Source organism: Pseudomonas sp. IT-93MI4, from assembly GCF_949767635.1.
GTDB classification, from domain to species: Bacteria; Pseudomonadota; Gammaproteobacteria; order Pseudomonadales; family Pseudomonadaceae; genus Aquipseudomonas; species Aquipseudomonas putida_A.
In genome coordinates, this window is sequence record NZ_CATKPP010000007.1 from 26,223 (window position 1) to 50,350 (window position 24,128).

The 24,128-nt window shown below is 62.9% G+C and carries 10 protein-coding genes (1 of these 10 only partly in view); 5 read left to right on the forward strand and 5 right to left on the reverse strand.

Annotated elements, in window-relative coordinates; translation table 11 throughout:
- Nucleotides 1–8,464 carry the 5' portion of an amino acid adenylation domain-containing protein gene (locus tag ACM6I7_RS05415; protein ID WP_414888101.1) on the reverse strand. 4,550 nt of this gene lie to the left of the window's left edge, so only the first 8,464 of its 13,014 coding nucleotides appear in the window; the start codon lies at nucleotides 8,462–8,464; its stop codon lies off the left edge, out of view.
- A gap of 268 nt (nucleotides 8,465–8,732) precedes the next feature.
- Complete coding sequence (locus ACM6I7_RS05420) at nucleotides 8,733–15,146, reverse strand: amino acid adenylation domain-containing protein (RefSeq protein WP_414888102.1); 6,414 nt, start codon at nucleotides 15,144–15,146, stop codon at nucleotides 8,733–8,735.
- Between the two features lie 488 nt (nucleotides 15,147–15,634).
- On the opposite strand from ACM6I7_RS05420, the gene ACM6I7_RS05425 reads away from it, so the two are divergent.
- The 4 genes from ACM6I7_RS05425 (at nucleotide 15,635) to ACM6I7_RS05440 (ending at nucleotide 19,160) form a co-directional block, all read left to right on the forward strand.
- Complete coding sequence (locus ACM6I7_RS05425; protein ID WP_225138690.1) at nucleotides 15,635–16,429, forward strand: helix-turn-helix transcriptional regulator; 795 nt, start codon at nucleotides 15,635–15,637, stop codon at nucleotides 16,427–16,429.
- A gap of 83 nt (nucleotides 16,430–16,512) precedes the next feature.
- Nucleotides 16,513–17,919 (forward strand): efflux transporter outer membrane subunit, encoded by a 1,407-nt coding sequence (locus tag ACM6I7_RS05430; protein WP_414888103.1) that lies wholly within the window; start codon nucleotides 16,513–16,515, stop codon nucleotides 17,917–17,919.
- A gap of 156 nt (nucleotides 17,920–18,075) precedes the next feature.
- Nucleotides 18,076–18,681 (forward strand): SCO family protein, encoded by a 606-nt coding sequence (locus tag ACM6I7_RS05435; RefSeq protein ID WP_027613129.1) that lies wholly within the window; start codon nucleotides 18,076–18,078, stop codon nucleotides 18,679–18,681.
- Nucleotides 18,681–19,160 carry a copper chaperone PCu(A)C gene (locus tag ACM6I7_RS05440; protein ID WP_027613130.1) on the forward strand — a complete coding sequence of 160 codons (480 nt, stop codon included), beginning with the start codon at nucleotides 18,681–18,683 and terminating at the stop codon, nucleotides 19,158–19,160. The genes ACM6I7_RS05435 and ACM6I7_RS05440 overlap by 1 nt, the downstream gene beginning before the upstream one ends.
- A 69-nt stretch (nucleotides 19,161–19,229) precedes the next feature.
- Here the strand turns inward: ACM6I7_RS05440 and ACM6I7_RS05445 are convergent, their stop codons facing one another.
- Together ACM6I7_RS05445 and ACM6I7_RS05450 are read right to left on the reverse strand one after the other, a co-directional pair.
- The gene (locus tag ACM6I7_RS05445; protein ID WP_027613131.1) at nucleotides 19,230–19,724 is read right to left on the reverse strand and encodes a hypothetical protein; all 495 of its coding nucleotides are present in this window, start codon (nucleotides 19,722–19,724) and stop codon (nucleotides 19,230–19,232) included.
- Nucleotides 19,725–19,851: 127 nt separating this feature from the next.
- Nucleotides 19,852–20,868 (reverse strand): ABC transporter substrate-binding protein, encoded by a 1,017-nt coding sequence (locus tag ACM6I7_RS05450; RefSeq protein WP_027613132.1) that lies wholly within the window; start codon nucleotides 20,866–20,868, stop codon nucleotides 19,852–19,854.
- A gap of 309 nt (nucleotides 20,869–21,177) precedes the next feature.
- Here ACM6I7_RS05450 and ACM6I7_RS05455 point away from each other — a divergent pair, with 309 nt between their 5' ends.
- Nucleotides 21,178–23,409, forward strand: coding sequence for an LTA synthase family protein (locus tag ACM6I7_RS05455; RefSeq protein WP_414888104.1), 2,232 nt, complete (start codon nucleotides 21,178–21,180; stop codon nucleotides 23,407–23,409).
- Nucleotides 23,410–23,451: 42 nt separating this feature from the next.
- Here the strand turns inward: ACM6I7_RS05455 and ACM6I7_RS05460 are convergent, their stop codons facing one another.
- Entirely contained in the window at nucleotides 23,452–23,880 is a 429-nt protein-coding gene (locus ACM6I7_RS05460; protein WP_097087905.1) for a hypothetical protein, read from the reverse strand.
- Between the last annotated feature and the right edge of the window lie 248 nt (nucleotides 23,881–24,128).

A 24,128-nucleotide genomic window follows, 5' to 3' on the forward strand; every position in this document is an offset into this window, starting at 1 on the left:
TGCAATCGGACAGGTGTTGCCAGAGGGCGTTGTCCAGATCGATCACCGGCACCCGGCCCAGCAGCTCGCGGGTCGAGCCCTGCGCCAGCACCGCCACCGGATCGCTGTCCTGCAACAGGTAAGCGATGCGTTCGGCCGGGTACGCCGGATCGACCGGCACATAACCGGCGCCGGCCTTGAGAATCGCCAGCAGCGCCACCAGCATCTGCGGGCTGCGTTGCAGGCACACGGCAATCCGGTCGTCCGGTTGCACGCCGAGGCCGAGCAAGTGCTGGGCCAGGCGATTGGCCTGCTGATTGAGTTGCGCATAGGTCAGTTGCTGCGTGCCCTGCACCACCGCCAATGCCTGCGGCTGCTGCTCGGCCTGCGCTTGCACCAGCGCCTGAATCGTTGCGCCGCGCGGGTATGCCGCCGCCGTCGGGTTGAAACCGACCAGCAGGCGCTCGTATTCCTCGACCGCAAGAATCGGCAAACGGTTGAGCGCACGCTGTGGCGTCTGCTCCAGTGCGTGCACCAGATGTTCCAGCGCGGTGTGCATGTAGCCGCAGATCCGTTGCGCGCCGATCTGCGCCAACGCCAGCACGGACAGGGAAAAGTCTTCGCCGAGATCGTCGACGCTGAGGGTCAGCGGATAGTTGCTGCGCTCTTCGCCGCCAAGCAATTGCACGCCTTCCCAGATGCCCTGACCGTCACGCGGCTGCGCTTCGGCAGCGGTATGCCGGTAGTTGAGCAGTGCGCTGAACAGCGGCGCCCCGGACACCGCGCTGCAACGCTGGGCCAGCGCCAATGGCGCGTGTTCATGGGCCAGCAACGCGGTCAGCCGTGCGTGGGTAGTCTTGACCGCAGCGCGCACGCCTTCGCTGACATCCACCCGCAGCGGCAAGGTATTGATGAACACGCCGAGGGTGCGATCCGCGCCTTGACCGCCCCGCAAACGACCCAACAGCACCGTGCCGAACACTACGTCGCGGCGGTTGGCAAGCACGCCCAGCACCTGCGCCCAGGCCAGGTGCATCAAACTCGCCGGGCTGACACCCAACTGCCGCGCCTGTTCACGCAGGCGCAGGGTCAACCCGGCATCCACGGCTTGCTGCGCCTCCTCGATGTCGCCGCCATCGCCTTGCACATCGTGCAGGCCGAACGGCAAGGTCGGTTCGTCGATATCGCCGAGCATGTCGCGGAAGAACGCTTCATGTTCCTGCTCGCTGGTGCCCAGACGCGCCTGCGCCACGTAGTTGCGGTACGGCATCGGCGTGCCGAGGCTGTCGGCCTGATTGAACATGAAAGCACGCATTTCCTGGCCCACCACCTCCATGGCGGTGTGGTCGAGAATCAAGTGCTGGAACAGGATGATCGCCACCACCCGTTGCTGCGCCGGGTCTTCGGCATAGACGATGCGCATCAGCGGCGCCTGGCTCAGGTCGAGGCGGTTGTGCCGGGCATCGAACCGCGCGTGCAACTGTTCGAGAACGTCGCCCTGCGCCGGATCCAGCGCCACCGCCTGCACCACCAGCGGCGCCTGACGCCAGACCACTTGCTGCGGACTCGCCAGCCCTTCCCAGACCACACTGGTGCGCAGAATGTCGTGACGCGCGATGACCTGCTGCAAGGCTTGGCTGAAGGTGCGCAGGCGCTCGACGCTGTCGAAGATCAGCCGCGATTGCAGCAGGTATGGATCGCCCTGTTCGGCGCTCAAGTGGTGGTAAAGAATGCCTTCCTGCAGCGGTGCCAGCGGATAGATGTCCTGCACGTTGGCAGCCCCGCCCGGCACGGTGGCGACGATGCGCTCGATGCTCGCTTGATCGAGTTCAGTCAGGCTGAGCATGTCCGGAGTGATGTGCGTGCAGCCCGGCGGAATGCGGTTGGCCGGCACCTCGATTTCGCGACCGCTGCCCACAGCGGCGGCCAATGCGGCCAGGGTCGGCTGATTGAACAGCACGCGCACGTCGGCCGCGAGGTCGATCTGGCGCATGCGCTCGATCAGGCTCACCGCCAGCAGCGAATGCCCGCCCAATTCGAAGAAGTTGTCGTGACGCCCGACCCGCTCGACTTTCAGCACGTCGATCCAGATCTGCGCCAGTGCGGTTTCCACCGCACCCTGTGGCGCTTCATATTCGCGGCTGAGCCACGCGCCCTGCTCCGGTTTCGGCAAGGCCTTGCGGTCGATCTTGCCGTTGGCGGTCAGCGGCAATGCGTCCAGACGCACGTAAGCCGCCGGTAGCAGCGCATCTGGCAAGCGAGCCTGTAAATGCGAGTGCAACTGTTGAATATCGACCGCCGTGCGCTCGGTGAACCACGCAATCAGCCGCCCATCGCGAACCAGCACCACCACTTCCTGCAGTGCAACGTGACTGCCGAGCGCGGCTTCGATTTCACCGAGTTCGATACGCACGCCACGCAGTTTGACCTGATCATCGTTGCGCCCCAGGTACTCGATGTTGCCGTCGGCCAGCCAACGCGCCTGATCGCCGGTGCGGTACATGCGTGCCTGCGGCTCGTCGCTGAACGGATCGAAGAGGAACTGCGCCGCGCTCAGCTCGGGACGATTCAAATAGCCGCGCGCCACGCCTGCCCCGCCGACATACAACTCGCCCGCCACACCCACCGGCACCGGGCGCTGCTCGGCGTCCAGCACATAGACTTTGGCATTGGCGATCGGCCGACCGATATGCAGCGGCTGATTCAGTTCGACCGGCCCCGAGGTGGCGACCACCGTCGCTTCGGTCGGGCCATAGTTGTTGATCACCTCGAAGGTTTGCGCGCGACTGAACTGACGCAGTCGGTCACCGCCGATCAGCAGCGTACACAAGGTCGGGTGCTGCAATTGCCGGCTGAACGCGTATTCGGCCACCGGCGTCGGCAAGAAGCTGACCTGCAACGGCTGCGCGCACCACCAGTCGAGCAGCTCGTCGAGGTGCTCGTTGCGGATCGACGGCGGCGGCAGGTGCAAGGTTGCGCCGACACACAGTGCCGGCCAGACTTCCCAGGCCATCGCATCGAAACCGAAGCCGGCGACGCTCGCGGTCTGGCTGCCGGCCTGCAAGTCAAAGGCTTCAGCGTGCCAGTGCACGAGGTTTTCCAGGGTGGCATGCTCGACCATCACCCCTTTCGGTTGGCCAGTGGAGCCGGAGGTGTAGATCACGTACGCCAGATGCTTCGGCGTCAATGCCGGCACCTGCGGGTTGGCCTCCGACAGGTGCTGCCAGAGGTCGTTGTCCAGATCGATGACCGGCACGCCACCGAGCAGATCGCGGGTCGATGCTTGCGCCACGATTGCCACCGGGGCGCAGTCCTGCAACAGGTAGGCGATGCGTTCTGGTGGATACGCCGGATCAACCGGCACATAACCGGCGCCGGCCTTGAGGATTGCCAGCAGCGCGACCAGCATGTCCGGGCTGCGCCGGGCACACAGGGCGACCCGGTCATCGGGTTGCACGCCAAGGCCGATCAGGTGATGCGCCAGACGATTGGCCCGTTGATTGAGTTCGCCATAGCGCAACTGCTGCGCGCCTTGCACCGCCGCCAATGCCTCGGGGTGCGCGGCCGCCTGGGCCTCGAACAAACGCTGCACGGTTTGCGCCGGCGGGTAATCGCGACCGGTGATGTTAAAGCCGACCAGGACCCGTTGGCGTTCGCTCGGCGACAGCACCGAGATCTGCCGCAGCGACTTTGCTGGCGAGTGCTCCAGAGCGGTCAGCAAGTTGTGCAGCGCGGTTTGCAGGTAATCGCAGACCCGCGCGCCATCCACTTGCGGCACCGCTTGCACGCTCAGGCGGAAACCGGTGCCGAGGTCGTCGACGCTGACCACCAGCGGATAGTTGCTGCGCTCGCGCGAGCTGAGAATCTCGATCCCGTCCCAAGTCACGCCTGCCGGTTCGGCCGCGCTGTGGCGATAGTTGAGCAAGCTGCTGAACAGCGGCAGCGATGCGGCAACACCGCTGCAACGCTGGGCCAGCGACAGCGAGGCCTGCTCATGCGCCAGCAGTTGCGCCAGACGCTCATGAGTAGCGCGCACGCCTTGCTCCACCGCAGTCGCGCCAACACTGACCCGCAACGGCAAGGTGTTGATGAACATGCCGAGTGCGCGATCGGCGCCCTCGCCACCCTGCATGCGCCCGAGCAGCACGGTGCCGAACACCACCTCTTCACGCCCCGAAACCTGCGCCAGCACCTGGCCCCAGGCCTGGTGCACCAGGCTGGCCGCGCTGATGCCGAGGCGGCGCGCCTGCTCGCGCAACCGCTCGGCCACGCCGGCGTCCAGCGCCTGCTCGCTGTCGACGATGCTGCTGCCATCGCCATGCACATCCTGCACACCGAAGGCCACGGTCGGCTCGTCGATGTCGCCGAGCATGTCGCGGAAGAACGCTTCATGCGCCTGAGTATCGGCCTGCTGTTGCGCCTGCGCCACGTAGTTGCGGTACTGCACCGGCATCGGCAAATCGGCGCCGCTCGGGTACAGGCTGTCGTTCATTTCCGCCAGCAACACTTCCAGTGCGGTGTGGTCGAGCACGATGTGGTGCAGCAACAGGATGCCGACCCAGCGCTGCTGTTCACGGTCTTCTGTGTAGGCCAGACGCATCAGCGGCGCCCGGCGCAGGTCGAGGCGGTAGTGCCGTGGATCGAACCGCGCCTGCATCTGCTCCAGCACATCGCCCTCAAGCAGGTCGGCATCGACCCGTTCCAGCGCCAGCGGCGCCTCGCGCCAGACCACTTGCACTGGCTCCTCAAGCCCTTCCCAGACCACGCTGGTGCGCAGAATGTCGTGACGCGCAATCACCGCATTCAACGCACGGACGAAGGCCTTGATCTGTGCCAGACCGGCGAAGGCGAATTGCGCCTGCAATACGTAGGGATCACCGGCGCTGGTCGCCAGATGGTGGTAGAGAATCCCCGCCTGCAACGGTGCCAGGCCGTAAATGTCCTGCACATTGGCGACGCCGCCGGGCACGCTGGCGACCACGCGGTCGATGGCGGCCTGATCCAGCGTGGCCAACGGCAGCATGTCCGGGGTGATCCGCGTGCAATCGAAAGGAATCAGATTGTCCGGCACCCGCAGGGTATGACTGTGACTCAGCGTCGCCGCCAGCGCCGCGACGCTCGGCTGGCCGAACAGCACGCGCACGTCGCACTGCAAGTCGTGCTGGCGCATGCGTTCGATCAATTTCACCGCCAACAGCGAATGGCCGCCGAGTTCGAAGAAATTGTCATGCCGCCCGACTTGCTCGACACCGAGCAGGGTCTGCCAAATCCCGGCAATCAGGGTTTCGACTTCCCCCACTGGGGCATCGAAACCGCGACGGGCGAACGCATCGCTGTCCGGTTGCGGCAAGGCTTTGCGATCAAGCTTGCCGTTGGTGGTCAGCGGTATGGCGTCGAGGCGCACAAAGGCGCTCGGCACCATGTACTCGGCCAGCGATTGCAGCAACGCGTCGCGCAATTGCGCGGCGCTCGGTTCAGTGCCTTCGGCGGCCAGCCAGTAGGCGACCAGACGTTTGTCACCGGGACTGTCTTCGCGGGCGATCACCAGCGCTTCGCGCACACCGGCGCAGGCTGCCAGGCGAGCTTCGATTTCACCGAGTTCGATGCGGAAACCACGGATCTTCACTTGATCGTCGTTGCGCCCGAGGTATTCGAGGCTGCCACCCGCTGACCAGCGCGCCAGGTCACCGGTCTTGTACAGACGCGCCTCGGCACGGCCGCTGAACGGGTCGGCGATAAAGCGTTCAGCAGTCAGCGCTTCACGATTGAGATAACCCCGGGCAACCCCGGCGCCGCCGACGTACAACTCGCCGATCACGCCGGCCGGCACCGGCTCGCGCTGCGCGTCGAGCACGTACAGTTGCAGGTCGGGAATGCCCACACCGATCGGGCTGCGCCCGACCAGTAGCGCGTCCGCTGCCTGCAGTGGGCGATAGGTCACGTGCACCGTGGTTTCAGTGATGCCGTACATGTTCACCAGCCGCGTACCGGCATTGCCGACCCGCGCGTACCACGGTTTGAGCAGGCCCGGTTCCAGCGCTTCGCCGCCGAAGATCACTTCGCGCAACGAGTGCTGCAACGGGCTGCGGCCCTGCGCGGCGATCAACTGGCGGAAGGCGCTCGGGGTCTGATTGAGCACAGTGACGCCAGTGCGGCACAGCAGCGCGTAGCAGTCGTCCGGCGAGCGGCTGACCGCCTGCGGCACCAGCAACAGTTGTCCGCCGAACGCCAGCGCGCCCCAGATTTCCCACACCGAGAAATCGAAGGCGAAGGAATGGAACAGCGCCCACACGTCCTGCGGGTTGAAGTTGAACCAGTCGTGGGTCGCCGAAAACAGACGCGTGACGTTGCGGTGTTCGACCATCACACCCTTGGGCTGCCCGGTGGAGCCCGAGGTGTAGATCACGTAGGCAAGATGACTCGGGCTCAGCTCGGGAATCTGCGGATTGCTGCTGAGTTCAGCCTGCAACTGCAGGCTGTCCAGATCGATGATCGGCACGTCAAGCGCGCCAACCCGATCCAGCGTATCGGCCTGGGTCAGCACCGCCACCGGGGCGCTGTCCTCCAGGGTGTAAGCGATGCGCTCCAGTGGATACGCCGGGTCGATCGGCACGTAACCGGCGCCGGCCTTGAGGATACCGAGCAGGCCGATGATCATCTGCGGGCCGCGCTCGACGCAGATCGCCACGCGCTGATCCGGACGAATCCCCCGCGCCAGCAGGTGGTGGGCAAGCTGGTTGGCGCGGCGATTGAGTTCGCCGTAGCTCAACGTCTGCTCCTCGAACAGCAGCGCTGTGGCCTCGGGGCGTGCCGCCGCGTGGGCCTCGAACTGCTGGTGAATCAGCGGGGTTTCCGGGAACTGCGGCAACGGCGAATTGACCCCGTGCACCAAGTATTCGCGCTCGGCCGCCGGCAGAATATTCAGGCGTTGCAGCGGCGCATCCGGGGTCGATTGCAAGGCCTGCAGCAGGCTGTGCAACGCGGTGTGCAGGTAAGCGGCGATGCGTTCGGCACCCAGCGCCGCATCCGCCAGCGCAGTGATGCGCAAGTCTTCGCCGAGGTCGTCGATGTTGATCGTCAGCGGGTAGTTGGTGCGTTCGCGGGCGCCCAGCACTTGCACGCCGGGGGCCAGTTCGCTGACCTCGGCGATCTCTTCACTGCTGCTGTGGCGATAGTTGAGGATCGCGCTGAACAACGGCGTCGGCACCGCCACTGCGCTGCAACGCTGGGCCAGGGCCAGTGAGGTCTGTTCATGGCCGAGCAACGCGGTCAGGCGTCGATGGGTGGCCAGCACCCCGGCGCGCACGCCGTCCTGCCCGACATCCACGCGCAGCGGCAAGGTGTTGATGAACATTCCCAGCGCCTGTTCGCCGCCCTCGCCCGCCTCCATCCGCCCCAGCAACACGGTGCCGAACACCACGGCGGTGCGGCCCGACAACTGGCCGAGCACCCGCGCCAGCGCCAGGTGCATCAGGCTCGCCACGCTGACGCCGAGCTGACGCGCCTGGCCACGCAGTTGCCGGCTGAAGTCGGTGTCGAGCATCAGCACAGCTTCTTCGATGCCTTGGCCATCGCCCTGCACATCCTGCAAACCACAGGGCAAGGTCGGCTCGTCGATGTCGGCGAGCATCTCGCGGAAAAACTGCTCGTGAGTCTGTTCGTCCAGACGCAGACGGGCCTTGGCCAGGTGATCGCGGTATGGCACCGGCGGCCCGACCTGCGCGGTCTGGCCCAGCAGATGCGCGCGGGTTTCACGGCGCACCACGTCGAGCGCGACGTGGTCCATGATCAGGTGATGGAACAGCAACAGCGCGACCACGCGCCCGTTGGCCGGATCCATGGCGTACACCAGACGCAGCAGCGGCGCCTGCTGGATGTCGAGGCGGAAGAACCGTGGGTCGTGGCGCTCCAGCAGTTGCGTCAGGACATCCGCGCCCGGCGCGAGGGCGATTTCTTCGCAGTGCAGACGAGCCTGCCGCTGCACCACTTGCAGCGGTTCGTCCAGGCGTTCCCAGACGAACGAGGTGCGCAGGATGTCGTGGCGTTCGATCATCCATTGCAGCGCCTCGGCGAAAGCCTCCAGACGTTCGCGGCTGTCGAAGGCGAATCGCGCTTGCGACACGTAGGGGTCACCGGCGGGCGCCGACAGGTGCAGATAGAGCATGCCTTCCTGCAGCGGCGCCAGCGGGTAAATGTCCTGCAGGTTGGCGGCGCCACCCGCCACATTGGCGACCAGCCGATCGATGGTCGGCTGATCCAGCGTCACCAGCGGCAGCATGTCCGGGGTGATGCGAAACGCCGGGCTCAGCCAGTCGCCACCGTTTTGCGCAACCAGTTCCAGCAGTTGCGCCTTGTGTTCGCTGAGGCTGTCCCACAACGCATCGTCCAGCGCGTCGTCGCTGCCCAGAATGACCAGGTCTTCATCTTCCTGTTGAAGGCGGATCGCATGGGTGGAAAGAACAGCCATCAGTTCGCTGAAATGCATGGGATAACCTGCTGTAAATACGAGAAAAAGGAGCGCGCAGCCGCGAGTCCGTGCCTGCTGTGCGCAGCCTGGAAAAACTAAAACATCGGGGCTTGCGGGGCTGACATGGGAAGCGGGGACAAGCCGCCGGCTCGGCCGCCGCAATCCCCCTGTGGGAGCGGGCTTGCTCGCGAATGCGGTGGGTCAGTCGATGTTGATGGTGACTGTTACACCGCATTCGCGAGCAAGCCCGCTCCCACAGGGTTTGGTTTACACAATCAATTCCGGGCTAGAGCCGGCGTTTGCGGGTGAGGCTCGGGATGGTGGTTTGCGGGATGGCCACTTGCTGCGCCTCGGGTGTGGTGCTGAGCGCCAGTGCCGCCAGCGTCGGCTGGCTGAACAGTGCCCGGGCGTCGGTGTGCAAACCGCTCTGACGCATACGCGCCACCAGACTCACCGCCAGCAACGAATGCCCGCCGAGTTCGAAGAAGTTGTCGTGACGACCGACCTGTTCGACGCCGAGTACTTCACCCCAGATCTGCGCCAGTGCGGTTTCGACTTCACCCTGTGGCGCCACGTACGGTCGGTTGATCACCGCATCTGCCCCAGGTTCCGGCAGGGCTTTGCGGTCGATCTTGTCGTTTGGCGTCAGCGGCAACGCGTCGAGCAGCACAAACGCGCCCGGCACCATGTACTCCGGCAAACGCTCCAGCACATGGCTGCGCAAGGTTTCCAACGATGGCGCGTCGATGCCGGCGCGCAAGCTGTACCAGGCCACCAGACGCTCATCGCGCACCATCACCACCGCTTGGCGAACCGCCGGATGTTCGATCAGCCGCGCCTCGATTTCCCCCGGCTCCAGACGCAAGCCACGCAGCTTGATCTGGAAGTCATTACGGCCGAGGAATTCCAGTTCCCCATGATTGTTGTAGCGCGCCAGATCGCCCGTGCGGTACAGGCGATCCCCCGGCACAAACGGGCTGTCGATGAAGCGCTCGGCCTGCATCTCCGGCAAGCCGTGATAACCACGTGCCACGCCGACGCCGCCGATGTGCAACTCACCGCTGACGCCTTGCGGCACCGGTTGTCCGTACGCGTCGAGCACGTACAGGCGTGTATTGCTCAAGGCTGTACCGATTGGCACCACGTTGTCCGGCACCGGCATGTCCGGCTCCAGCGTCCAGCCCGTGCTGTCCACCGTGGTTTCAGTCGGGCCATAAACGTTGTGCAAACGCACCCACGGCAGGCGAGTACGCACTTGGCGGGCCAGCGCCGCGCTGAGTTCGCCACCGCCGTTGAGCACATCGGTCAGGCTGGTGCACTGCTCGACACCGTCCTGTTCGATGAACTGCTGCAACAGCGCCGGAACGAACTTGACCACCGTCACCTGCTGCTCGCGAATGGTCTGCACCACATACGCCGAATCGCGGTTGCCGTCCGGTCGCGCCAGTACCAGACGCATCCCGGAACACAGCGGCCAAAAGATCTCCCACACCGAGCTGTCGAAGCTGAACGGCGCCTTTTGCAGCAGCGCACCGTGCTCGGTCGGCGGGCTGAGCTGCGAACCCCAATGCACCATGTTGCAGGCGCTGCGATGCTCGATCATCACGCCTTTCGGCAACCCGGTAGAACCCGAGGTGTAGATCATGTAGGCGAGGTTCGACGCACGCAGGCCCGGCACTTGAAGATTGTCTGACGACAGCTGCTCCCAACTGCCGTGCTCCAGATTGATCGTCGTCACACCCGGCTCGCCCAGCAATTGCCGCGTAGCGTCATGCACCAGCAGTGCGACCGGCGCACTGTCCTGCAACATGTAGTTCAGGCGCTCCAGCGGATAGTCCGGGTCCAGCGGCACATAGGCACCACCAGCCTTGAGGATGCCGAGCAGACCAACGATCAGATCCAGCCCGCGCTCGACGCAGATTGCTACGCGCGAGTCCGGTTGCACGCCGAGTTCACGCAGGTGATGGGCCAGACGATTGGCGCGCTGATTGAGCTCAAGGTAAGTCAGGGTTCCCTGCGCGGATTGCAGCGCGATGGCGTCCGGCTTACGCCGCACCTGCGCTTCGAACAACGCGTGCAGTGGCTGCTCCAGCGGACAATCGACCTCAGTGGCGTTGAAGGTGATAAGCAAGCGTTGCAACTCTTCGGGCTGCAGGATCGGCAAACGGTTCAACGGCTGTTGCGGCGTCTGCTCCAGGGCCTGCACCAGGCCACTCAACGCCGCTTGCATGTAACCGCAAATCCGTTGCGCGCCAATCTGCGCCACAGCCCTGCCGGTCAGGCGCAAGCCGTTGCCAAAATCATCCACGCTCATGGTCAGCGGGTAATTGGTGCGCTCCTCGTTGGCCAGGGTTTCGATGCCTTGCCAAGCCTGACTGGATGGCTCCAGCAGTTCGGACTCGTCACTGTGCCGATAATTGAGCAAAGCGCTGAACAACGGTGACGGCGAGGCGACGCCGCTGCAGCGCTGAGCCAGTGCCAGCGACGCGTGCTCATGCCCGAGCAGCGCGGTCAGCCGCGCATGGGTGGCGCGCACAGCGTCCAGCACTCCGGCATCGACATCGATGCGCAACGGCAAGCTGTTGATGAACACGCCCAAGGCCCGGTCAGCGCCCTCGCCGCCTTGCATGCGCCCCATCAGCACCGTGCCGAACACCACACGCTGCTGGCCGGATGTCGCCGCCAGCACCCGCGCCCAAGCCAGATGAATCAGGCTCGCCACACTGACCCCGGCCTGTCGTGCTTGGGTGCGCAGACGCTGATAGACGTCAGCCGGCAACGCCTGCTGCGCTTCGTCGATGCCGCGTCCGTCGCCCTGCACTTCCTGCAGGCCGAATGGCAGGGTCGGCTCGTCGATGTCCGCCAGTTGCTCACGGAAAAACGCCTCGTGTTCCTGCTCGCTGACGCCCAGCCGCGTCTGCGCCACGTAATTGCGATACGGCACCGGCGGCGCCAGCGCCACGACCTGCCCCGACAGACTGGCCTGCATCTCGCCGCGCATCACCTCCAAAGCGATGTGATCCATGGCCAGGTGATGGAACAGCAGAATCCCCACCACCCGATCCAGCGCCGGATCACGGGCATACACCAGGCGCATCAGAGGCGCCTGGCTGACGTCGAGGCGATAACGCCGGGCGTTGAAGCGCGCGTGCAACTGCTCGATGACCGGGCCGTCGGCCGGGTCCAGCTCGACCTCCTGCAACGGCAGAATTGCCGCGCGCCACACCACCTGCACCGGGGTGTTCAGGCCTTCCCAGAGCACCGAAGTGCGCAGAATGTCGTGGCGCGCCATGACTTCTCGCAACGCTGCGGCGAAAGCCTCGACGCGTTCAAGACTGTCGAACGCCAGTTGCGATTGCAGCAGGTACGGATCGCCCTGCTCAGCGGTGATGTGGTGGTAGAGAATGCCTTCCTGCAGCGGTGCCAACGGATAGATGTCCTGCACGTTGGCCGCGCCGCCCGGTACCGTGGCGACGATCCGCTCGATGTCCGCCTGCTGCAGTTGCACCAGCGGCAGCATTGCCGGAGTGATATGGGTGCAATCGGCAGTGATGCGGTTGGCCGGCACTTCGATCTCCCGACCGCTGCCGACCGAAGCCGCCAGCGCCGACAGGGTCGGCTGACTGAACAGCACGCGCACGTCGCTGCTCAGATCGAGCTGACGCATGCGCTCGATCAAGATCACCGCCAGCAACGAATGCCCGCCGAGTTCGAAGAAATGGTCATGACGCCCGACCCGTTCGACTTGCAGGACTTCGGCCCAGATCTGCGCCAGGGCGATTTCGACCTCACCCTGCGGCGCTTCGTATTCGCGGCGGATCAGATCGTCCGGCCCGGGCGCCGGCAGTGCCTTGCGATCGACCTTGCCGTTGGCGGTCAGCGGCAGCGCCGACAGACGCACATAGGCGCTCGGCAGCATGGCGTTGCTCAGGCGGGTTTTCAGCTGCGCGTGCAGCTCATTGATGTCTAGCGGCGCCTGCTCGGTGAACCACGCCAGCAATTGCCCGTCGCGCACCAGCACCACCGCTTCGCGCACCGCCGAATGGCTGGCGAGTGCGCTCTCGATCTCCCCCGGCTCGATCCGGATGCCACGGATTTTCACCTGATCATCGTTGCGCCCCAGGTACTCGAGATTGCCGTCGGCGCGCCATCGCGCGAGGTCGCCGGTGCGGTACAGGCGCGCGCCCGGTTCAGCACTGAACGGATCACGCAGGAAGCGTTCGGCGCTCAGCTCTGCGCGGTTCAGGTAACCGCGCGCCACCCCGGCCCCACCGACGTACAACTCGCCCGTCACGCCCAGCGGCACCGGTTGCTGCTGCTCGTCGAGCAGATACACCGTGGCGTTGCTCACCGGTTTGCCGATGTGCAGCGCCTGCCCGGCGTCGATACGTCCCGAGGTCGCCACCACCGTGGCTTCGGTCGGGCCGTAGTTGTTGATCACTTCGAACGATGGCTGACGCGGGAACTGGCGCAGGCGATCGCCACCGATCAGCAGCGTGCGCAATGTTGGGTGATCGAGCTGGCGGCTGAACGCGTATTCGGCGATCGGCGTCGGCAAAAAACTCACGTCCAGCGGCTGCGCACGCCACCAGTCGAGCAGCGCATCGATGTCTTCGCTGCCCTCGCTGGCCGGCGCCAGGTGCAGGGTCGCGCCCACGCACAGCGCCGGCCAGACTTCCCAGGCCATCGCATCGAAACCGAAACCGGCCAGGCTTGAGGTATGGCTGCCGGCATGCAGGTCGAAGACATCAGCGTGCCAATCGACCAGATTGCACAGGGTGCGGTGCTCGACCATCACCCCCTTGGGCAGGCCGGTCGAGCCGGAGGTGTAAATCACATAAGCGAGGTTGGCCGGGGTCAGCCCCGGCACCTTCGGCGCGCCGACATGTTCGGCGGACCAGCTCGGCTGATCCAGCTCGATCACCGGCACCGACAACGCCGGCAAATGCCCGCGCAGCGCACGCTGGGTCAGAACCGCGATTGGCGCGCTGTCCTCCAGCAGATAGCTCAGGCGCTCGGCCGGATGCGCCGGATCCAGCGGCACATAAGCGGCGCCAGCTTTGAGGATCGCCAACAGCCCGACCAGTGTGTCGAGGCCGCGCCGGGCAACGATCGCCACCCGGTCATCCGGGCGCACCCCGAGATCGCGCAGATGATGAGCGAGCGCGTTGGCGCGTTGATTGAACTCGGCATAGGTCAGGCTTTGCCCCTGATCAACCGCCGCCAGCGCCTGCGGCCGAAGCGTCGCCTGCGCTTCGATACGCTGCTGAATGGTGGTCGGAGCCGGGTAGTCCACCCGCGTGGCATTCCACTGTTGCAGCAACGCGGTTTCTTCCGGCGCGCTCAGATCGAAATCCGTCACCGCCAGGTTCACCGCTTCCAGCCCCTGCTCCAGAATCAGCAACCAGCGTTCGGCCAGTGCCTTGACTTCATCGGCGTTGAAATACGCCTCGCTGTAGATCAGGTACAGCCGCGCGTCGTCATTGGCCAGATTGCTCAGCAAGTGCACCGCCAGCGGTGTGGCCTCTTCGACGTTCGAGGCCTTGATAATCCGTCCCGACGCCTCGCCGTAGCGATAATCGTGAGTGCCCTGCTCGTAGGAAACAGTGACTTCGAACAGCTGCGAGCGCTCCTCCCGCAGCAGGCCGAGGGCGCGGTTCATCTCACTCACGGGGAAGCGCTGATGGCGGAAATCCTTGCGCAGTTCCTCACGGATCGCCGTGATCAGTTCAGCGAACGTGCAGTGGCGACCGAAGCCCATGCGCACCGCACTGACCTGGGCGAACAACCCAAGCGTGGATTTGAAGCGCGCGCCGGAGCGGTTGAGAATCGGCAATCCAACCACCCATTCGTCACGTTGTGCGGTGCGGCTGAAGTAGACATGCAGCGCCGCCAGCAACACATGGAACGCCGACGCGCCGAACGCTCGGGCCACCTGCTGCATGCGCTCGTGCAGCAACGCCGGCAAGGGCTGCGCGTAGACCTGCGTCTGCGCGGTCTGGCCGGCCAGACTCTGCTGATGCCGTGGCAGCAACAGCGGCTCGGGCAATTGTCGGTACTTGTCCAGCCAATAGGCGCGATCCTGCGCATAACGCGGCGACGCGTGATAGCGCGCATTGTCCTCGATGAAGTCGATGTACGACGGCGCCGCGACCGGTGTCGGTTGGCCGTGCGCCAGCGCGTTGTAGATCTCGTCCAGCGACTTGAACATTTCGCCGAAGCCCCAGCCATCGACGATCAAGTGATGAGCCTGCACGGACAGCCAGTGTCGCTGCTCATCGAGGCGGATCAACAGAAAGCGCAACAGGCAGCCGCCGTCCAGTACAAAGGGCTGATCGATTCGCGCCTGCACCAATGCCCGCGCCGCCGATTCCGGGTCGCTGTGCGCCGACACATCGTCGATCGGCATCGGCACCGCTACTGACCGGGCGAACTGCTGCAAAGGCAGGCCATCGGCGCCAGCGCCCGGCAGCAGAATCGTGCGCAGCGCGTCATGCCGGGCCACCAGCAACTCCAGCGCAGCCTGCATCCGCGCCGGATCCAGCGGCCCGCTGAGGTCCAGGTAGCCGCCGATGTTGTACAGCGGCGAATCCCCGCGACTCAGCTGATCCAGCCAGATATCCAGCTGCGCAGCGGTCAGCGGATACGTCTGGAGCGATGCGGACGGCGTGGCCACCGCGGGGGCAGAAATAGGCGGCATAAGATCCTTCTCATGTGATTTTGCGCCTATTCAAGCATCGGCCCTGATGCCGACATGACACGTAAAACCCGGACAACCCCGCCCCGGGGGCTGGCCTGTCAGCGCTTGTAACCGCTGATTGGGTGGGAACCCACTAAAAGTTCGGAGAGGAAACACTGAAAATCCTGTAGGAAAAATGCCACACACCAGCGCTGCCATCGACCTGCGTTGTGACCTCAAAAAAACGCAACTGCCCCGGTTTTCAAGGTCTTGCCGTGACCAAACAGTCACGCGATGCGCAACACCTATCGCAAATGGCGTCAGAAGCCCGGCGCCAACTTTCAGAAATGATGGCACTTTGTGTCCCTGTTTTCCCCTACAGACGTAGGACAAATCCATAGGCTTAAATCCCGCCCCAGATCAGTTTCAAGGAGAGACGATTGCGTGGGCGGCTTTTGCATAAACAGCGGACGACTCGGTGATGACTCGGAACCAGGGATGACAAGGATATGAATCTGACCGGCAGCATTCGCAACATGGAAAACCCGCATTTCTACTGGCAACTGGGGGAACTGATTGCCAGCACCGGCGACGATCATTTCGCCAGCAACCTGTTCCAGTTGGTCGACACCCTGGTGCCGGTCAATCGCGTCGATCTCAGTGAGTGGACGCTGGACGAACGTCAGGCCAGCGTGGTCGAGATCAAGGCGCTGGGCAGCGCCGGACTGCCGCAGACCTTCCCGCCACCGGACCCGTTGAAAAGTCCGGACGATCATCCGTTGTTGCAGAAGATGATCGAGATGAATGATTCCCTGCTGATTCAACTCAAAGCGTCGCTCCAGCCGCAACATCCGCAGCACAGCGTGCACCAGTGCAATCTGGTGTCCCGCACCTCTAATCGCCGCTGTGTCATCTCGTTCTACCGACCGCATACGCAACGGGTGTTTTCCCTGCCGGAACTGTCGTTTCTCAAAAGCCTGTCCGACACGCTGTTGCCGCTGATCGAACGGCACGCGCAGCTCAGTCGGCAGATCATCGCCAAACAGCCACGCCTGCCGTTGGCCGACCTGGAACAGGCGCCGTTGCAGCAGGTGTTCGACGAACGTCTGGCGCTGGGTGGCATCGTGCTGTCGGCGCGGGAAAAGGAAGTCTGCCTGGGTCTGCTGACCGGCGGTACCGTGCCGCAACTGGCCGAGAAGCTGCGGGTCAAGAGCAGTTCGGTCGAGACCTACCTCAAACGGGCGACCGCCAAACTGGGGGTCAGCGGACGGCACGGTCTGGCGCGCTGGATGGCCGGGGCGTAACCGCGCGGCATGGTTCAACGGTGTTTGATGATGGTGTGGGGACGCAGTGCCCGGCACGTGTTTTTTCTGCATGAGAGCGTTCGATGCTGCGCATTTCCCTGCTGTCCCTCGCCGCCCTGCTGGCCGGTTGTTCGTTGATTCCCGAGTACCAGCGCCCTGCTTCACCGAGCGCTGCGCAGTACCCGCAAGGCGCGGTTTACCCGGCACCGACACCCGCCGCAGCGCGCACTGAAGACTGGCGCACGCTGTTCAACGACCCGGCGCTGCAACAGTTGATCGAAAGCGCGCTGGTGAACAATCGCGATCTGCGGGTGGCGGCGCTGAACGTCGAGGCGTTCCAGGCGCAGTACCGGATCCAGCGCGCCGATCTGCTGCCGGCGGTATCGGCCAATGCCAGCGAGTCGCGCCAGCGCATGCCGCCCAGCGTGACCCGCAGCAAAGCCATGATCAATTCGACCTATGCGGTGAACCTGGGCGTCAGTGCCTATGAGTTAGATTTTTTCGGCCGGGTGCGCAGCCTCAGCGAACAGGCGCTGCAAACCTGGCTGGCGACCGAACAGGCGCGGCGCAGTGCCGAGCTGAGTCTGGTGGCCAACGTCGCCAATGCCTACCTGACCTGGCGCGCCGATCAGGAGTTGCTCGAACTGACGCGCCAGACCCTGGCCGCCGATCAGCAAAGCCTGCGCCTGACCACGCGCAACCGCGACGCCGGCAAGTCTTCGGCGCTGGAACAGGCGCAGGCGCAAACCAGCGTCGACAGTTCGCGAGCCAATCTGGCGCGATACAAACGTCAGGTGGCGCAAGATCTCAACAGCCTGACGCTACTGGTTGGCGCTCAGATCCCCGAGCAACTGCCGGCGCAACCACTGGCCAGCGATCTGGTTCAGCAATTGCCGGCCGGGTTGCCGTCGGATCTGCTGCAACGGCGCCCGGACATTCTCCAGGCCGAGTACAAACTGAAAGCGGCCAACGCCAATATCGGTGCAGCGCGCGCGGCGTTTTTCCCCAGTGTCAGCCTGACCGCCAGCGCCGGCACCTCCAGCCGCGATCTGTCCGGCCTGTTCAGCGCCGGCTCCGGGGCGTGGACGTTCCAGCCGCAAATCAACCTGCCGATTTTCAACGCCGGCGGCCTGCGCGCGAGTCTGGATTATTCGAAATTGCAGAAAGACGTCGCGGTCGCCGAATACGAGAAATCGATTCAAACCGCGTTTCAGGAAGTTGCCGACGGCCTGGCAGCGCGCAGCACTTATCAGCAGCAATTGCAGGCACAGCGCGATCTGGTGCAGGCGACACAGGACTACTACAACCTGGCGCAGCACCGCTATCAAAACGGTGTCGACAGCAGCCTGACGTTTCTTGATGCGCAACGTTCACTGTTCAGTTCACAGCAGGGGCTGATCACTGATCGGCTGGCGCAGCTGGTTGCCGAGGTCAACCTGTACACCGCGCTGGGCGGCGGCTGGCAGGCCGATGAGGCCCGGGTTCAGTAGCCCCTCGTCACTTTTTCTTACACCTTTTGTCGCCCGATACGACGCCGCGCGGCGATCCGTGGCCGGCGTCTGCCGTCAGTTTGGTATCATGCGCCGCTTTTACGGTTAACCCCCCGCCAGTCCTGCCGACTGACGGGCTGCAAAAGGCGGTATTAGATGACGGCTTTGTTGACTCGCCGCAAGGTGCTTGCGGGAATGGGCGTGCTGGGCCTGGGCCTGCTCGCCGGCTGCGACACCCGTGGCCAACTGTCGTACAAGTACGGCAAGGACCTGAGTGACAAGATCCTCGGACGCACCTTCAAGCTGAAGAACACCGACGGTGAAACCATGACGCTGTCGAGCTTTCGCGGGATGATGCCGATGATCTTCTTCGGCTTCACCCAATGCCCGGCGGTGTGCCCGACCACTCTCGCCCGCGCCGCGCAAATCAAGAAGCTGATGGGCAAGGACGGCGACCGTCTGCAGGTGATCTTCATCACCCTCGACCCGGAACGCGACACGCCGCAGATCCTCGACGCCTACGTCAAAGCCTTCGACCCGAGCTTCGTCGCACTGTACGGCACGCTGGAAGAAACCCAGGCCACCGCCAAGGAATTCGACGTGTTCTTCGAGAAGGTGCCGGCCGGCGAAACCTACACCATCTCCCACACGTCCACCAGTTACGTCTACGACTCGCGCGGCCAGTTGCGCATGGGTCTGTCTGTATCGCTTTCGGCACAAGAGTGCACGGAAGATTTGCTCACCGTTATGGAGGTCTGCTGATGCACCCCGTTTTGAACAACATCAAACGCGCCGTTTTCGCCCTGTCCCTGCTGGGCCTGGCGTTTCAAGCCTCGGCTCAGACCAAGGTCGATGATGCCTGGGTGCGTGCGACCGTGCCGACCCAATCGGCCAGCGGCGCGTTCATGACCGTCACCGCGGACAGCGACAGCAAACTGCTGAGCGTGGCCTCGCCAGTGGCCAAGGATGTGCAGATCCACGAAATGTCGATGAAGAACGACGTGATGAGCATGGGCCCGGTCAAATCGGTTGACCTGCCAGCCGGCAAAGCCGTCACCTTCGACCCGAACGGCTACCACGTGATGCTGATGGGCCTGACCGGCCAGCTCAAGGAAGGCGAAAGCGTACCGCTGACCCTGACCGTGGAAAACGCCAAGGGCGAGAAAGAAACCGTCGAAGTCAAAGCCGAAGTGCGTGCGCTGACGCACATGGAAGGCCACGATCACAGCAAGATGCATTGATCTGACTTGGCGGTAATAAAAAGGGGCGGCCTGATTGATGATCAGGTCGCCCCTTTTTTATCGCGCATGTCAGCCGCGCTTGCGGGCCAGTGCATTGCGCACGCTTTCTCTCGACATCCCCGAGCGCGATGCCGCTGCAGTTTTCTCCACGGGCGCCACAGCCAACTGCTGCTTGCGCTTCAACACCTGACTCCAGCGATAACCGAGATAACCGGCCGCCGCAAAAAATCCCAGCCAACCGGTGATCAGGTTGACCACTGTCCACAGCCCAAGGGTGATCAGTACGGTTTTCCAGGTGAACAGCTTCAGGTTGTTGTCGACGGGCACCGTTTCAACCGGTGCCTGCTGCGCCACTGGAGTCTGCTGCACTCCATCCAGATCAAAGCGCAATGAGAAGTCCGCCCCCGGTACCTGGACATTTATCTGATTGCCTTCAGCGGTATGCACCCGCACTTCGCCATTGACGACCGACACCGAGCTGAAACTGATCTGGGTTTCGTGATGAATCTCGCCGTTGACCAAGGTCACGACCGTTCGTTGTTCGCCATTGGGGGTGTCGCGCATGTCGATTCCTTGAGAACTCCACGTCGGACGACGTGCGAAGGGAAAATCCGTTGGGCTCGAATGCTACTGAGTGGCCATCAGGCTGTCCAGAAACAGCCACAGGTTTCAACGCTTTGGCGAGCCGTTATCAGCTCCCCGCGCCGCCATGCGCCTCTTCAAAGAAGTAATCCTTCCAACTGTCGGCCTTGTTCTTCAGCACGCCCAGTTCCTGCAGTTTCTCGGCATAGATGAACGTGCGCTGCGGCACCACTGTGAAGTCGATTTCCGGATCGGTGACGATCTGCTCGACCAGCGCCAGCGGCAGCTTCGACTGTTCGACGCGGATGTACGCCTGGGCGGCGGCGGGTTTGTCGGCCTTGATGATTTTTTCCGCTTCGGCCAACGCGTCGTAGAACGCCTTGTAGGTCCTGGGATTTTCGTCGTGGAATTTTTCCGTGGTGTAGAGCACGTTGAACGTGGCCTGACCGCCGAGCACGTCGTAGGAACTCAGCACTTTGTGCACGTTGGGGTTTTGCAACGCCTGATACTGGAACGGCGGGCTGGAGAAGTGCGAGTTGATTTCCGAACCACCGGCAATCAGCGCCGCCGTGGCGTCCGGATGCGGCAGGCTGACCGAGATGTCGTCAAATTTTTTGTACTGGTCATTGCCGAATTCCCTGGCCGTTTCGATCTGCAGGGTCCGCGACTGGAACCCCACGCCCGCCGCCGGCACGGCGATGCGATCCTTGTCGCTGAAATCCTTCAGGGTCTTGATGTTCGGGTTGTTGGTCAGCAGGTAATTGGGCATCGAGCCGAGCGAGGCAATCGCCTTGACGTTCTGTTTGCCACGGGTGCGATCCCACACGGTGAGCATCGGCGGCACCCCGGCGGAGACCACGTCCAGCGCGCCGGTCAGCAGCGCTTCGTTCATGGCGGTGGCGCCGGAGATGCTGTTCCAGTCGACCTTGATCTCCAGCCCCTGCGCCTTGCCGTGTTTTTCGATCAACTGCTGATCACGGACCACATCGAGAATCAGATAACCGATGCCGAATTGCTGGGCGATGCTGATCTTGCCTTCGGCCTGGGCACCGCCGCTGAGCAGAAGACTGCCTGCCAGGGATGCGGCCAACAGAATCAGCGCAGAACGTTTGAACGGTATGGCCATGACAACCTCGCAGCTGGGTGAATTGGCTGAAAGGCCGAACTCTATCGCTATAAAAAACAGAAATTAAATACCGTTATCGAATATCCATAGCACGCTCACGTTTGCCATCGTGCGCTGATTTAAACAGCCTGAAACAATAAATCTGCCATCGATTACACGCTGTGCGTCAGCCGTCAGCGCGCTGACACCAACGCCAGTCACGGCCTCAAGCCCTGCGCCGTGCCTGCGAGAGCGGATCAGCCGGTAGTTTAAAAGGGCGATCAGACAGCCCACCCTTGGTATCATCGCGCACACTTTTATGACGGTTTGATGGCTGGAAGGTCTTTGTTTGTGAGCGTTCTTTTGCGTTGGTTGCGGCAGCCGCATGCCCGCCTGTTTTCCCTGATTCTGCTGGTGCTGATCGTACCGGTGTGCCTGCGCGCGGCGTTGGGCTGGTCGTCGTCGCCGGGCTATTTGTCTGACTTGGCCATTGGCAGTTTGCTGGTGCTGTTGCTTCATCGCCGTGCGTGGTGGCAGGCGTTGCCGTTGCTGCTGTTCTGGGGGGTGCTGGCGGTGGCGACGGCGGAGCTGGTCAGCGCTGTCGGCCGGTTGCCGAACCCATCCGACCTGCATTACCTGATTGACCCGCAGTTCGTGGAGAACTCCACCGGTGGCGGCTTTGCCCATCCGGCGCTGGGCGTGGCCCTGTTGCTGGCGCTGCTGCTCTGGTTGCTGACGCGTTTCGCCAATCGCGCGCAACCCGCTGCTGCTCTGCCCCGTGCCGTGTGGGCCGCACCGGCGCTGCTGTTCGCCGCGCACTGGGGCGTGCAAAACCAGTGGCCGAGCGAGGAGGATCCGTGGCGCATGTACAACCTGCCGCATCAATTGCTCGCCTCGCAAGTCGCCGAGCTGCAGTTGCAGGCCGAGGAATGGCTGGACGGTGACGTCGAACCCGCCGCGCCACAGATGGCCGGGCTGACCGATCTGGATCTCAATGGCCACAAGCTGCTGGCCGCACCGGGGCAGGCGCGCAATGTGCTGATCATCGCCCTGGAGGGCATCCCCGGCGCGTACATCCGCGCCAATCGCGAGGCCATCGGCAGTCATTATCAGGAAGACCTGATGCCTCATCTCAGTCGCTGGGCCGAGCGCGGCATGAACACCCCGGATTACGTGCTGCATACGCACCAGACCATTCGTGGCCTGTACGCCATGCTCTGTGGCGATTACGACAAGCTCAACAACGGCACGCCCAAAGGCGTGGAAATGCTCACCCAGCAGGAGCGCAATCAGGCCTGCCTGCCGGCGCAACTGCGGCAGAACGGCTTCAGCACTCACTACCTGCAAGGCGCCGGTCTGCGTTTCATGGCCAAAGACAAGATCATGCCGCACATCGGTTTCGATGCGACCCATGGTCTGGAGTGGTTCAGCAACGCCAACTATCTGGAGTTTCCGTGGGGCAAGGATGACAAGGCGTTCTTCGAAGGCGCGCTGGATTACGTCGGCCAACTGAAGAAGCAGAAGCAACCGTGGATGCTCACTCTGTTGACCGTCGGCACGCACCAGCCCTACTCCGCACCGGAAGACTATCTGGCGCGCTACGAGACGCCGAAACAGGCTGCCGTCGGTTATCTCGATGATGCGCTGGAGCAGTTTCTCAGCGGTCTCGAACGCCAGGGCGTACTGAAAGACACGCTGGTGGTGATCACCTCGGACGAATCCCACGGCATCGATGGCGTGCGTCTGGCGTCGTCCTGGGGTTTCAACCTGACCTTGGCCCCGGAACACGAGCAACTGCCGCGACTGAATGCCGGGGTCTACGGTCATGTCGATCTGAGCGCGTCGATCCTCGACTATTTCGATCTGCCGGTGCCGTCGGCGCTGAGCGGCCGTTCGCTGTTCCGCGACTACGACAGCGGACGCGAAATCATGTCCTACACCAACGGCAAGCTGCGCTACCACAACGGCCAGGGGATCTTTTCCGAGTGCGACATGCCGCGCCGCTGCCGCTACTACGAAAGCGCCGGGTTCATTGCCGAGCGGGCCACCTTCAAGGGCAATGAAAGCAGCCAGCAGGCCCGGCAGATTGCCGCGCGGGCCATGGCGCTGGACCTGTCGCTGCTGCGCACCCCGCTCAATCAGCGTTACCAGTTCGGCAGCAACAACGTCATCCCGCTGCAGGCGCAGATCAAGGATGACTGGGCCGATAACCTGATCGGTGCGCAATACCTGGAAATGCCCAAGGGTTCGCACACCCGCGTGCGCCTGACCGTGCGCTCGGTGGACCCGCAGCAGGCGGCGTACATTCAGCTCAAGGCCAAGGAGTTCGAACAGGACGTGCAACTGGGCCTGCCGACCGAGATGGTCGCCACGGCGGATCAGCCGCTGAAGATGGATTTCAGTTTCGACAACCCGCAACAGCGCAAGGCTTTCTCGTTTCATTTGCTGGGTTATGGATTGGGTGCGGTCGAGGTCACGGATTTCAGTGTGATTACTGAATTGCCGGGGCAGGAAGATCCGCTGGATGCGTTGCCGGATGATGAGACTGTGCAATCGAGTTGAAATCAGGGAAGGGACGGATTGGTTGGATCCGTCCCTTTACGTTTACTCACGGAGCTTAATTTCAAATTTACCTGTTATTTTCCCTACTCGAGGCAAACTAAAATCGATTTCACCTTTAACACCGTATTTATATTCGCCGCTTTGTAAGAACGTCACAGTTGCCACCCCTTGTTGAATCTCGTGAAAATCGCCGCCCTTACTAACGCTCCAAACCAGACCACCTTTGTACCACTTCACCTCGTGAGGGCCTTCTTTTATAGCCCATGGAACACAGAAGGCTACGGAGTTTTTATTATCTCTATCAGCCCCAACAATGTAATATTCCTCTCCTGCCCTGTGAAACACCACGTTCGTATCCGCGAACATGAACTCTACGTTATCAACGCTAGCTTTAAACGTGCCTTTATATTTACCGCGACCTTCATGAATCAGCTTAAGAATTTGCTCTTCTGGTTTAATTGAATTTTTCATGCAAATACACTCCCGACTCGATTGCCAACAAAGGTTTGTGATTCATCAGGCCCTTAACATGCAGCCAATATATTTTTTATTAATTCCTCCGCGCACTGTCAGAAATGACAGTCGTTTAGTCGATTTCGAGCTAAAAACCTTTCAACTCATTCCATAGCATCATTCATTGAAGAGTTTGCCTATCAGCCTCCAATAGTCGGCCTATTAGCTGACTGCCCGAGTCGGGTCTAGCCTTACTAGTCCGAAGT

Coding starts and splice junctions, on each gene's coding strand:
- ACM6I7_RS05420 (WP_414888102.1), bottom strand. CDS start 15,146: ATGCCGCCTATTTCTGCCCCCGCGGTGGCCACGCCGTCCGCATCGCTC.
- ACM6I7_RS05425 (WP_225138690.1), top strand. CDS start 15,635: ATGAATCTGACCGGCAGCATTCGCAACATGGAAAACCCGCATTTCTAC.
- ACM6I7_RS05430 (WP_414888103.1), top strand. CDS start 16,513: ATGCTGCGCATTTCCCTGCTGTCCCTCGCCGCCCTGCTGGCCGGTTGT.
- ACM6I7_RS05435 (WP_027613129.1), top strand. CDS start 18,076: ATGACGGCTTTGTTGACTCGCCGCAAGGTGCTTGCGGGAATGGGCGTG.
- ACM6I7_RS05440 (WP_027613130.1), top strand. CDS start 18,681: ATGCACCCCGTTTTGAACAACATCAAACGCGCCGTTTTCGCCCTGTCC.
- ACM6I7_RS05445 (WP_027613131.1), bottom strand. CDS start 19,724: ATGCGCGACACCCCCAATGGCGAACAACGAACGGTCGTGACCTTGGTC.
- ACM6I7_RS05450 (WP_027613132.1), bottom strand. CDS start 20,868: ATGGCCATACCGTTCAAACGTTCTGCGCTGATTCTGTTGGCCGCATCC.
- ACM6I7_RS05455 (WP_414888104.1), top strand. CDS start 21,178: ATGGCTGGAAGGTCTTTGTTTGTGAGCGTTCTTTTGCGTTGGTTGCGG.
- ACM6I7_RS05460 (WP_097087905.1), bottom strand. CDS start 23,880: ATGAAAAATTCAATTAAACCAGAAGAGCAAATTCTTAAGCTGATTCAT.